This window comes from Lentilitoribacter sp. EG35 (assembly GCF_040784015.1).
Lineage (GTDB): Bacteria > Pseudomonadota > Alphaproteobacteria > Rhizobiales > Rhizobiaceae > Lentilitoribacter.
Genome location: NZ_JBFNGQ010000003.1, coordinates 78,752 through 91,309 on the forward strand (window position 1 = coordinate 78,752; position 12,558 = coordinate 91,309).

Here is a 12,558-nt window from a genome sequence, read left to right on the forward strand (position 1 = left end):
CCAAAATCCTACTGCTTGTTATTAAAATTACTTGTCAGAATGAGCAGCAATAGCAGCTTTTGCTTTTGCCATCAAAGCATCACCATCGATACCATTGCCGGACACTTCTTTGATCCAGCGCGCGCCAACCATTTCAGCTTTTGTTGCAAATTCTGCGGATGCTTCTGCCGTCAACGCAGTGACCTTATTGCCTTTATCTCTGGCAAGCTGAATGCCAATCGGCTCAACATCATCCCATACTTTGCCCATTGCATCTGCAAAAGCAGCGCCTGAATTATCATCGATGACCTTCTTTAAATCATCGGGCAGAGAATTGTAGGAGGCCTTATTCATAGCAAACAAGAATGTTGATGTGCCAAAACGCTGACCTGCATTAAGTTCAACCGAATAATCAGTCAATTCTGCAATTTTAAGCGGAATGGCAATCTCAAACGGAATCAAACCGCCATCTATATTGTTTTTGGCAAGCGCTTGCGGCAAAGCTGGCACTGGCATACCTACAGGTTCTGCACCCCAGCTCTCAAGCATCCATGCACCTGTACGCGATGGAGAACGAACTTTAAGCCCCTTCATATCAGCAAGCGACTGCACGTCTTTTGATGTCAGGTGCAGCGCATTTCCTGCATGAACATGCACAAGAAGCGGATGGATATCTTTAAAATCTTCTGCCAGATCAGCCGCCAAATCCTGAATGGCTTTATTTGTAGCTACCGCATTGCCTTTGTGAACACTCGGCAGTTCGAACACTTCAACACGGGGAAAAACGCCAGGTGTGTAGCCTGGTAATGTCCAGATAATATCCGCTACGCCATCGCGAACCTGATTATATAGCTCTGGCGGCTTTCCGCCCAATGCCATTGCAGGGAAAATCTCGAATTTAATCCGTCCACCAGAGGCTTCTTCGATATTTTTTACCCAAGGCTCAATCATCTTTGTATGTGTGCCAGCTTTTGGGCTTAAAAAGTGATGGATTGAAAAATTAAACTCAGCAGCAAGCGCACTGCTCGCAAACCCGCTCATCAACGCGGTCACGCCAACAATCAACGCTCTTTTTACAATTCTCACTTCAACGTCTCCTACAGCAACATTATTATTCACATCATATAGCCAACAACACCGCCTGTTCGCAATCTTGATGTAGCCAATTTATTGCAAATTACCGACACATACGAGAGCAGTAAAACCAAATGCCTGACGCTAATTGACAAATAATTGCCGATTTTGTGGACATCGCACGTGATGATACCTACATTCGGCTAGAAATTTAACGTGATTCATTAGCGATGCTTTAAGAGATGTTGTGCATTGAGTTATCGCTAAGATTTAAAAACTATCTCAACGAGGATATCGATGATTTACATGGATAAAGACGACAAAAAAGAAGATGGCAAAGATGCTGGCAGCGGACATGTCGCTGAGCTTTTGTTTAAAAGCCGCAATGTGCTGATCACAGGTGGTATCGACGATAAAGTTGCCCGCACTGCTGTTTCTCATCTTCTTGCTCTTGCGGAAGATAATGACGACCCGATCAACCTGTTCATCTCTTCACCCGGTGGCCACGTTGAATCCGGTGACATGGTTCATGATATGATCAAGTTCATCAAGCCAGTTGTACGCACAATTGGTTCTGGCTGGGTTGCAAGTGCTGGCGCGCTTATCTTTGTTGGCGCTGCAAAAGAAAATCGTTATTGCCTGCCAAATACGCGCTTCCTATTGCATCAACCATCTGGCGGCGTTGGTGGCATGGCATCAGATATTGAAATTCAAGCTCATCAAATTCAAAAAATGCGAGAACGTTTTGAGCAACTCTTTGCAGATGCAACAGGCCAGACACCTGAAAAAATCCACGAAGATACAAACCGTGACTTCTGGTTAAACACTGACGAAGCAATAAAATACGGCCTTCTGGGTCAGGTGATCAACGCACAAAGCGACCTTCCAAAAAAATAGGCTTCTTTAAACGTTAAGAAATTTAGAAACCCGATTGTGCAAACAGTCGGGTTTTTGTCTGCCATGGAAAACCTTCAAGAGGTAATTTACCGAATGCGGCGAATTCTACGTTAAGCTGAAATTTCTGACTGCAGATTTGCGCCAGAAGGAAACATTACTGCTGCTCAGTTTCAAATGTTAACCCAAAGGGAAATAACGATGATTATGTTTCGCCGTTTTTTGCCAATTTTCAAACCTCTCATTGTTTCCATTCATTGTGCATACGTTGAAAAACATCCACGCCCATCTGTTTCATCATAAATATAATATCAATCGGCACCCAATTCTCTCTGATAAGGCCTTCGTGATGATGATAGAAATCCATGACACGCATTTGCAACATTTTGCCAGTAGCGCCTGAGCCCAAGAACTCGCCATCATGAGGTGAAACAACGCTCGGCCAACCACCAGTCACCGTAAAATCACCATCACCTACGCGAATATAATGCCCAGCATTTAACTCTTTCATCAGGTCTTCATGGCCATCCCAAAGCGAACTGCTCATCCGATTTGGAAAGGCAAGACGAAACGGTAACTGATGATAATCAACAAATCCTGCTAACGACCGAGTTGTACCAATGCCGCTTGGGCCATACCACATCATTTTTGGGTGCCAATAGTTTTTTTGCTCCATATTGATAAGGCCATCACGAGTGAAATGCTCAGGTCCATTATTGTCACCAAGTGATTTCTGCATCAAAAGTGTTTGTTTCATATTCTCAGCAGATAATTCCTCAGGGCTTATCGAAAGTTGTATCCCATTACCTGTATTTGGTCCTGCCCAACGTCCTTCCAACCCAGTACTTGGTGGCAGCGGCCAATAACCCGCCTGACGCATGACATCCAAGATGTCCCAGAGACAATTACTTTGAACGATCTTACCATCTTTAACCTGATGAACTTCGCCATAACGAATATATGTTGGATTGTTATTTGCGGGAATTGTAAGCCAGTCTTTTTCAAAGTTACCACAAAAATGACCGACTGTTGCGATGTAATCCCGCCCCTCATAGCTACCTGCCATAAAAATCAGATCGCGTCGTTCTAGATCGGGAAAACTATGTTTAAGCGGCCGCCAAACATCTTCAAAAACAGCATCAACACCCCGTTTTTCATTGATTGGATATGAACCACGCCATTCAACATCGCTAGAATATAACGCTTGCAATGAATGAGATAAATCTTGATCTCTGCACTCTGTAAGATCATGTAATAGTTGGTAAAAAGCACGTCTAATATCTTGATTCACTGCGGTTCCTATCTTGGTTATCCCCATAACATATAACTAGGCTTGCATTCGTATGCAAGCAATGTTAGCGTTAATGCATACGAATGCACAAAATGTAGGAAATATGAAGATATTTCTATATTTTTGATGAGTTTATTGGGAGAATTAATATGAATAAAATTTTGAAATCTAGTTTGGTCGCTGCCACTTTACTGGCAAGCACAGCTATTGCTCACGCCGCATGCGGAATTGATGGCGGTCGTGTAAACATTGTAGGCAATGAATTTCCAGCTATTCAAACAGTTGGTAAAGAGGCCATGGCATGTGCCGGAGACGGTATTGAAATTAAAACCAATTTAACGGCAGATCATCAAAAGATTAATCTCGCTGGCATGACAGGCAATCCTGCCGAATATACATCAGCTATTGTTGCAAATTCATCTATTGTTGCTCTCATGAATGGTGACGTCATTCGTCCATTGGATGATTTAGTTGCAAAGCATGGTGCCGATCTTAAGAAAAATCAACTTATAACAATTAATGGCCAAGTCATGGCTGTTGCATTCATGGCAAATGCTCAGCATCTTGTTTATCGCGCCGATATTTTGGAAAAAGCAGGTGTTGAAGTTCCAACAACATACGAAGAGATGTTGGCAGCAGCTGAAAAAATTCGCTCAATGGGCTTGATGGAAAACCCTGTAGGTGGTGCATACAAAGCCGGCTGGAATTTAGCTCAAGAATTTACAAACATGTTTATCGGCCATGGTGGTGAATTCTTTAAATCGGGTTCTGCGGAAGTCACAATTAACAATGACAAAGGCATTGCTACGTTAGAAATGCTCAAGTCTTTAACTACATACATGAACCCAGATTATCTTACCCATGATTCAAACGCGACAAATGCCGAGTATCGTGCAGGTAATGTTGCATTGATGAATATGTGGGGATCACGCGCGGCAACACTACTTGATGCCGAAGGAGTTTCAGACGAAGTTAAGGCAGGTTATGCGATAGCTGGTCCGATGACTGTGGCTGGCGGTGAAACACCTGCAACTACATTGTGGTGGGATGGCTGGACCGTTGCCAAAAACACATCAGACGCTGATGCAGAGGCAACATTTATTGCGCTGAAAAATGGTATTCGACCTGAACTCATGTCAAACGCTGAAATTGCAAAGCAAGCCGTTTGGTTGATTGATGGTTATGAGCCAACTGATGCAGCTAAAGGCGTATTTGCAGCTGCACAAGCTGGTTCCACACCATACCCAATGGTCCCTTTCCAAGGTCTTCTTCACACAGCACTTGGTGCAGAAATCCCTGATTTCTTGCAAGGAAAAGAAGATGCTGCAAAAACATTGGCTGACGTCGAGGCCGCATATAAGGCAGCAGCTAAAGAAAAAGGCTATCTATAGAAGATAGAACTTAGTCCAGGGAGGCTGGATGAGCCTCCCTGAATATTCACTTTTCGAAAATGTTTGAATTGAAGTTACCTTAGGCTTCACCACAAGATGAGCGTGTTGCTTTTCTCGAGGGGCTTTTTGTGTCTTCCGTCAACTAAGCTTTTGTCTTCAAGCATTTTCAAAAATTGAATTGTCGCAAAGCCCTATTATTTTGAGCAACGGCATTCGGGAGGGAATGAAGTGGGAACTATGAAAATACATATTTGCGTAGTTATGGTGATGCCAAATGAAACATAAAACGTTTTTTTGGTTCATCCTGCCGACAGCACTTGCAATGGTTCTTTTCATTGCGATGCCTATCGTATCGATCGTTACTCAATCACTTTTCACGCCTCATGAACAGGCATTTATGACTGTTGAAAACTGTGATCCGTTTGGCTGTAAGAAAGAGACAATTATTGATACGAAAGCGATGGCGCAACTTAACGAAGAAAAACCGCTTGGTAAGTTTGCTGGCCTATCGATTTATCTTGATCGCAACCACCTAGCGGCAAGTGAAGTGACTAACGCTTGGAGCAGTACCGATAGTTTTGGTGAATTCCTTTCTGCCGTTAATAATCTGCCCTTTTATAGAGCTATGGGTTTTACGCTGAGTTATACATTCATCGTAACCCCCCTTCTTATTGTTCTTGGCTTCGCAATCGCAATTGCAGTTAATTCGCTACATGGCTCTATTAAAGGATTAATCATCTTTTTCTCTTTGTTACCCATGATCATTAATCCTCTTGTAGGTTCACTTATTTTATTTTGGATGGTCGATGCGCGCGGTATTTTTGGTTCTGCACTGCAATGGTTGTTTGACGACCCAACTCTCTCGCTTAAGGCATCGACAACGCTGACATGGATCATGCTCATGGTCTACGGTGTGTGGCACTCAGCACCATTCGCCTTTGTTGTTTTTTACGCTGGTTTGCAGACCTTGCCACAGGATACGCTTGAATCAGCAATGATTGACGGCGCTTCAAGGTGGGAACGCATCCGCTATGTTGTTATTCCGCATATTATGCCACTCGTCACATTTGTTGCGCTTATTCAATTAATGGATAACTTCAAAGTATTCGAACCTATTGTTGGGTTTAATGCAGAGGCGCACGCTCAATCATTATCATGGTTTATTTATAATGATCTAAGTGGGGAGATCAAACTGCTTTCCTCTGCATCAACAACGTCAGTTTTGACTGTCATCGGCGTTGCTATCTTGCTTTCACCTGTCCTTGTCCGCACTTGGCGCGACTTTACGAGAAAGGCTTGAATCCATGTCTTCAGTTGCAATGCGCAGATCACCAACAGTAAAGTTTTTCTCCTATGGCTTTCTTGCCATTTGGTTAGTCCTAGCTGCATTTCCATTCATTTGGACGCTTTGGGGTTCATTTAAATTTGAGCTTGACTTCTTCTCTATCTCTGATTGGACCGATGCCATAACGGGTACGAGAACGTTTGCCGAAACCGGTAGTGCTTTCACGGGTGCTGGCTATGAAGGGGCCTGGGTACAAGAGGAGTTTTGGAGAGCAGTTCTCAATACATTCATCGTTTGCTTTTTTACCGTCATAACGTCTCTTACTATTGGAACACTTGGCGGTTACGCGCTTTCCCGTTCGACATTTAAATATGCGTTTTGGCTTCTTATGATCGCGCTCATTTTTCGTGCTGTGCCACCAATTACACTTGTTTCCGGTTATCTATTACCATTTTATGAATGGAACCTTTGGGGCATATTACCAACCTCAATCATTGTATTGGTGGCAATCAATCAACCGTTCACCTTGTGGATGTTACATTCATTCTTCACCAAGATCCCAAAAGACCTTGATGAAAGCGCCATGGTTGACGGTTGCACAAGGTTCCAAGCTTTCCGCTATGTCATCATACCAGTCATGTGGCCGGGTGTTATCACAACCGGATTATTCTCATTTTTGTTGGCCTATAATGACTTCGCTGTCACAGCCATGCTTCTTGCAAAAGAAAATCAAACCATGGTTCCAAAAATTGCGAGTTTCATGGGTACAACGCAAACCGAGGGGAATGTGATGTTTGCCGTTGCTGCGGTGGTATCTGCTACTGTGCCGGTATTCATTCTTGTCATGTTCTTCCAACGTCAAATTGTTAGTGGTCTGACCGCTGGCGCAGTTAAAGGTTAATTCAATGGCCAATATTAGTTTGAAAAAAGTCAACAAGCGCTGGGGCAATTTTGTCGGAGTGCATGAATTCAATCTTGAAATTGCAGACAAAGAGTTTCTAGTGTTGCTCGGCCCGTCTGGCTGCGGCAAGACAACAACGATGCGAATGATTGCTGGGCTTGAAGATGTGACATCTGGAGAGATCCAAATCGGAGATAAAGTTGTCAACGATCTTGAACCAAAAGACAGAGATATTGCCATGGTATTCCAAAGTTATGGCCTATATCCGAACATGACGGTTTGGGAAAATATACGTTTCCCGCTCAAAGTTCGTAAAGTTGATCCTGCAATGCATGAGGAGCGCGTTCAACGCGCCGTTGACATGGTGGAATTAAATGACTTCACGCATCGTCGTCCCGCAGAATTGTCAGGCGGGCAGCGCCAGCGGGTGGCACTTGCGCGGGCTATCGTTCGCAAACCACAAGTATTTTTGATGGATGAGCCGTTATCCAACCTTGATGCCAAGTTGCGCGTTTCAACACGCGCTCAAATCAAAAACCTGCATCACGAGCTTGCTGTTACAACAATTTATGTAACGCATGATCAGATCGAAGCAATGACTTTGGCGGACCGCGTTGTAGTGATGAATAAGGGTAAAGTTCAGCAGGTCGGCACACCAGTAGATATTTATGACAAGCCACAAAATACATTTGTTGCTAGCTTCATTGGTTCACCTGCGATGAACTTGATTGAGGGTGAACTTAAAGACGGTACATTTACGACAAGTAACGTAAAGATTTCCGGTTTAACAAAAAAGCATAACGGCAAAATCACTCTTGGTTATCGTGCGGAAGACGCCGGCATAGCGGATGTTAGTAGCTCGATAAGTGCACCAGTTTACTCCATGGAATTACTCGGTGATGCCACCATGGTAACAGTTCGAATTAACGGCGTTTTGCTATCGGTCAAAGCTGGAAAAGAGTACCGAGCAAACATCGGTGATCATGTGCACTACACGATTGCGCCAGAAATCTGCCATTTATTTGATAGTGAAACTGGTGAACGAGTCGCCGATAGCTGATAGGAAAATATGAGAATATGACGTCTCACCTTCAAAATAAACTGACTTATAAAGCTTATTTAGATGCTTTTAAATACCCCAATGAGGAGGGTTATCTCAGCGCTGTCGAATGCATATTTGCAGAAAATGCCGATATCAATATTGTACACCCATTCAATGATATGTCTGGCCCAAATGCCTATTACGAACGTTTCCTAAAACCGTTGATGGATGCCTTTGAAGGGCTGTATCGCACAGATTATATTCTGATGGCAGGTTCGTATGAAAGTGATGATTGGGTGTCCTCTACTGGATACTATGCAGGGCATTTCCGGAACAATTGGCTTGGCATTAAAGCCAGTGATCGCCTCACTTATCTACGCGTCGGTGAGTTTCATAAGATGGATAATGGTAAAATTGTTCAGAGTTATATCTATGTCGATATCCCGGAATTAATGATGGCCTCAGGTCAATGGCCTCTATCACATGGACCTGCGGTTAAGCCTGGGCATACAGGGCTTTTAATGGGTCCGGCGAGCCATGACGGTATTTTGCTGAATGATGCGGATAATGCTGAGAGCAAGGTTTCTCTAAACATGGTGACGGATATGTTGCGTCAACTTAATACCCCAGATGAAGCATGGCGCCCATATTGGCATGACAATATGATGTGGTACGGACCAGCGGCCTTTGGCAGTTTTATCGGCAAGGAAAATTTTGCAGGTTTTCAAGTCCCGTTTGAAAATTGTTTTTCAAGCTGGGTTGGAGGCGCTACCGAGGGGAGCCAAACTAAGCACTTTATTCGGACCGCTGATGGAAACTATGTCTGCTCCGGTGGGTGGCCATCGTTGAACGCGTTTCAGGTTAAGCCGTTTTTGGATCAACCTTCAACGGACAAATTATTATTTATGCGGGTTTGCGATTGGTGGCGCAGAGACGGAGATCTTTTGGTTGAGAACTGGGTTTTTGTCGACATCCCGCACGTGCTTTTACAAATGGGATATGATCTGTTTGAAAATTTGAAGGAAAAAAACGAATAATGAGTGCTGAAGAACATGTAAAGAAAAGCCAAGCAACATTGGCAGCTATCAAAGCTATGGAAGAGGCGCTTGCCTCCAATTCCAACACTATGGAAGATCATTTTCATGAGAGTTTTCGCTGGATGGGCAATCAAGGTTGCGGCACAAAAAACAACCTCAAAGAATTTCGCAATAATTGGCAATTGCCATTGCGAGCTGCCTTCACAGATCGAGTTTATAAGACAGAAAAGTTCTTAGTTGATGGGGAATGGGCATCATGCTTTGGCTATATTGAAGGTACGCATTCTGGCGAATTTATGGGCATACCAGCGACAGGTAAGCGCGTGGACATTCCATATATGGATTTCTGGAAGGTTACGGATGGGCGCATTGAAGATAATTGGGTTTCTGTTGACTTTGCAAAGGTGCTCGCACAACTCGGTGTAGATGCATTTAACGGCCAAGGTTGGGAAACCTTTGATACGGGTGAGAAAACACCCTTACATCCTGAATAGATTAGTCACTCTGATGGTTGGGTGCATAAGGAGACGAATGTGATTGAGTATTTAAAGCGTGGCATGGCAGAAGCAGACCGTGCAATCGAAAATGATAAAGTAGAGAAAATCGTCTCGAATGCGCTTAGACAGATCGAAGCCGAAGGCGATAAAGCTGTCCGTTCAATGTCGGAAAGTTTTGATAAATATTCACCTGAGAGCTTCAAATTAAGTCAGATTGATATTGATGCATTGATCGCAAAGCTCACATCGCGCGAACTTGCGGACATTAAATTTGCACAAGAACAAGTTCGTAATTTTGCACAAGTGCAACGTGACTCAATGCATGATGTAGAAGTAGAAACAATGCCGGGTGTTACCTTGGGTCACAAAAACATCCCCGTTCAGTCTGTTGGTTGTTATGTACCAGGTGGTAAGTTTCCAATGGTGGCTTCCGCTCATATGTCTGTTGCAACGGCCTCAGTCGCCGGTGTTCCCCGTATTGTGGCTATGACACCACCATTTAATGGTGAACCAAACCCAGCCGTTATTGCAGCGATGCATTTAGGTGGTGCACATGAAATATACGTACTAGGCGGCATTCAAGCCGTTGGCGCAATGGCAATAGGCACGGAGACAATAGAGCCTGTTCATATGCTTGTTGGCCCGGGCAATGCGTTTGTTGCAGAAGCAAAACGCCAACTCTTCGGACGCGTTGGCATTGATTTGTTCGCTGGCCCAACAGAAACCATGATCATTGCGGATGAGAGCGTGGATGCAGAACTCTGCGCCACTGACCTTCTTGGTCAAGCAGAACACGGCTACAATTCACCTGCTGTTCTTTTGACGAATTCAAAAAAATTAGCAGAAGAAACACGTTCTGAGATTAATCGTATTTTGACTATTCTACCAACAGCTGGAACTGCGAAGGTTTCATGGGAAGAATATGGCGAAATCATCGTTTGTGAAACTTATGATGAAATGCTGGAAGTTGCCAATGATGTAGCATCAGAACATGTGCAGGTAATGACGGATCGTGATGATTGGTTCTTGGAAAACATGCACTCCTATGGCGCCCTCTTCTTAGGCCCACGCACAAATGTCGCCAATGGCGACAAAGTTATCGGCACAAATCATACCTTGCCGACCAAAAAAGCTGGCCGATATACGGGTGGTCTTTGGGTTGGTAAATTCCTTAAAACGCATTCCTACCAAAAAATAACAACCGATGAAGCAGCAGCAATGATTGGCGAATACGGTTCGCGTCTTTGCATGCTTGAAGGGTTTGTCGGCCATGCTGAACAATGCAATATTCGCGTTCGTCGTTATGGTGGTCGCAATATTCCTTATGGTGAGGCAGCAGAACCAAAAGATAGCGCGGAGGTTGCAGCAGAATAATGCATTTACCTAGCACACCTTCATTTCGTTTAGATGGCAAACGCGCGTTAGTTACAGGTGCGTCATCTGGCATTGGGCTGGGGGCAGCTGTCGCACTTGCAGAAGCTGGCGCACATGTTGTGATGGCAGCACGCACTTTGCCGAAGCTCATTGAGGCTGTAGATGCTGTAAATGCAAAAGGGCTAAGCACAGAAGCATTGCAATTAGATGTTTCAGATATCGCTAATATGCAAGCAAGCATCGACGAGCAGGATACATTTGATATACTTGTCAATTCTGCAGGCGGCGCGCGTCATAGTCCGGCACTGGAAACAAAGGTTGACGATTTTGATTTCGTCAACGATCTAAATGTGAAATCTGCCTACTTTCTTACGCAGAGCGTTGCTAAGAAACTTAAAAAGATAGGCAAGCCCGGCTCTCTTGTAAATATTTCGTCTCAAATGGCCCATGTGGGCGGTATCGACCGCGCCGTATATTGCGCTACAAAACATGCGGTTGAAGGTTTTACAAAATCCATGGCCATGGAATTTGGTCCTTTAGGCATCCGCATTAATACAATTTGTCCGACATTTGTTCGCACACCGATGACTCAAGCTACTTTCGATGATCCAAATCGCGTTGCCTGGATTGAAGAAAAAATTAAACTCGGCCGCGTTGGAGAGATTGAAGATATTATGGGCGCAGTAGTTTACCTCGCATCGGATGCTTCATCCTTAGTTACGGGAACGTCGCTTCTCGTAGATGGAGGGTGGACCGTTGGGTAAAGAAGCCGTTACTTCATTTGACGTTGCTCAGCGTGCTGGCGTAAGCCAGTCAGCCGTTTCGCGAGTCTTCTCCCCCGGCGCGAGCGCATCGCCTAAGATGGCTGAAAAGGTCAAGAAGGCTGCTGACGAATTAGGGTATCGCCCCAATGTATTAGCGCGTTCACTGATCACGGGAAATTCAAAGATCATCGGGCTTGTGGTCGCCTATTTTGACAATCAGTTTTATCCAGAGGCCGTCGAGAAACTATCTAAAGCTTTGCAAGTTGAAGGTTATCACGTTCTTGTTTTTATGGCCTCAAATGGTGATAATATTGATAAGTTGATGCAAGATCTACTAGACTACCAAGTTGAGGGAATAGTATTGGCGTCCGTCGCTGTATCTTCAGACCTGGCCGCGCGTTGCGATGCTGTCGGTGTTCCTGTTGTTCTATTTAACCGCCGCCAAGATGATGATCGCTTTTCATCAGTAACATCTACAAATTACGAAGGTGGACGAAAAATTGCAGAATTCCTCATAGCCGGAAAACATGAACGTATTGCTCATATTGCCGGGTGGGAAGGCGCATCTACACAGCGTGACCGTGAAGCCGGCTTTATGTCAAAAATGGAAGAAGAAGGTGTGACATTGTTCGCACGCGAAGTTGGTAATTTCCAGTTTGATGAAACCCAGGAAGCAACACGTCAGATGTTCAATCGGGATATTGTTCCAGATGCAATTTTTGTTACTAACGATCACATGGCTATTGCTGTTATGGAGTGCCTACGTGATGAATTTAAACTTAAAATACCTCAGGATGTATCAATCATCGGATATGATGATGTCGAGATTGCAAGCTGGCCAAGTTTTTCACTAACTACAATTCGCCAACCCGCTAACAGAATGGTGGATGCAACAGTTTCAACTTTGATGAAACGTATCCGCGGCGAAGATATTACACCGCAAAAAATTGAAATTGACAGCCCTTTGATGATCCGTAAATCAGCGCGCGTTCCTCATAAATGGGTCGAAGAGTAAAGCTTAGGAATACA

At 44.2% G+C, this 12,558-nt stretch carries 12 protein-coding genes; 10 read left to right on the top strand and 2 right to left on the bottom strand.

Annotated elements, in window-relative coordinates; all coding sequences use genetic code 11:
- Window positions 1–27: 27 nt before the first annotated feature.
- A complete protein-coding gene (locus AB2J24_RS06695) occupies window positions 28–1,098 on the bottom strand; it encodes a TRAP transporter substrate-binding protein (protein ID WP_367384915.1) in 1,071 nt (356 codons plus the stop codon).
- Window positions 1,099–1,359: 261 nt separating this feature from the next.
- On the opposite strand from AB2J24_RS06695, the gene AB2J24_RS06700 reads away from it, so the two are divergent.
- A complete protein-coding gene (locus tag AB2J24_RS06700; RefSeq protein WP_162653520.1) occupies window positions 1,360–1,950 on the top strand; it encodes an ATP-dependent Clp protease proteolytic subunit in 591 nt (196 codons plus the stop codon).
- Window positions 1,951–2,188: 238 nt separating this feature from the next.
- On the opposite strand, the gene AB2J24_RS06705 is transcribed toward AB2J24_RS06700, so the two are convergent.
- Window positions 2,189–3,238 (bottom strand): ester cyclase, encoded by a 1,050-nt coding sequence (locus tag AB2J24_RS06705; RefSeq protein ID WP_367384916.1) that lies wholly within the window; start codon window positions 3,236–3,238, stop codon window positions 2,189–2,191.
- Window positions 3,239–3,387: 149 nt separating this feature from the next.
- Here AB2J24_RS06705 and AB2J24_RS06710 point away from each other — a divergent pair, with 149 nt between their 5' ends.
- From AB2J24_RS06710 to AB2J24_RS06750, 9 genes are all read left to right on the top strand, one after another.
- Window positions 3,388–4,629, top strand: a complete 1,242-nt coding sequence (locus AB2J24_RS06710; protein ID WP_162651502.1) for an ABC transporter substrate-binding protein — start codon at window positions 3,388–3,390, stop codon at window positions 4,627–4,629.
- Between the two features lie 274 nt (window positions 4,630–4,903).
- Window positions 4,904–5,929 carry a carbohydrate ABC transporter permease gene (locus AB2J24_RS06715; protein ID WP_162651503.1) on the top strand — a complete coding sequence of 342 codons (1,026 nt, stop codon included), beginning with the start codon at window positions 4,904–4,906 and terminating at the stop codon, window positions 5,927–5,929.
- A 4-nt stretch (window positions 5,930–5,933) separates the two neighbouring features.
- Entirely contained in the window at window positions 5,934–6,815 is an 882-nt protein-coding gene (locus AB2J24_RS06720) for a carbohydrate ABC transporter permease (protein ID WP_367384917.1), read from the top strand.
- Between the two features lie 4 nt (window positions 6,816–6,819).
- A complete protein-coding gene (locus tag AB2J24_RS06725) occupies window positions 6,820–7,875 on the top strand; it encodes an ABC transporter ATP-binding protein (protein WP_162651505.1) in 1,056 nt (351 codons plus the stop codon).
- Between the two features lie 17 nt (window positions 7,876–7,892).
- Window positions 7,893–8,894, top strand: a complete 1,002-nt coding sequence (locus tag AB2J24_RS06730; RefSeq protein ID WP_367384918.1) for a hypothetical protein — start codon at window positions 7,893–7,895, stop codon at window positions 8,892–8,894.
- Window positions 8,894–9,388 (top strand): ester cyclase, encoded by a 495-nt coding sequence (locus tag AB2J24_RS06735; protein ID WP_162651507.1) that lies wholly within the window; start codon window positions 8,894–8,896, stop codon window positions 9,386–9,388. Before AB2J24_RS06730 ends, AB2J24_RS06735 begins: the two co-directional genes overlap by 1 nt.
- 63 nt (window positions 9,389–9,451) lie before the next feature.
- Window positions 9,452–10,765 carry a histidinol dehydrogenase gene (gene hisD / locus AB2J24_RS06740; protein WP_367385167.1) on the top strand — a complete coding sequence of 438 codons (1,314 nt, stop codon included), beginning with the start codon at window positions 9,452–9,454 and terminating at the stop codon, window positions 10,763–10,765.
- Window positions 10,765–11,529, top strand: a complete 765-nt coding sequence (locus tag AB2J24_RS06745) for an SDR family NAD(P)-dependent oxidoreductase (protein ID WP_367384919.1) — start codon at window positions 10,765–10,767, stop codon at window positions 11,527–11,529. The genes hisD and AB2J24_RS06745 overlap by 1 nt, the downstream gene beginning before the upstream one ends.
- The gene (locus tag AB2J24_RS06750; protein WP_367384920.1) at window positions 11,522–12,544 is read left to right on the top strand and encodes a LacI family DNA-binding transcriptional regulator; all 1,023 of its coding nucleotides are present in this window, start codon (window positions 11,522–11,524) and stop codon (window positions 12,542–12,544) included. The genes AB2J24_RS06745 and AB2J24_RS06750 overlap by 8 nt, the downstream gene beginning before the upstream one ends.
- Window positions 12,545–12,558: the final 14 nt, after the last annotated feature.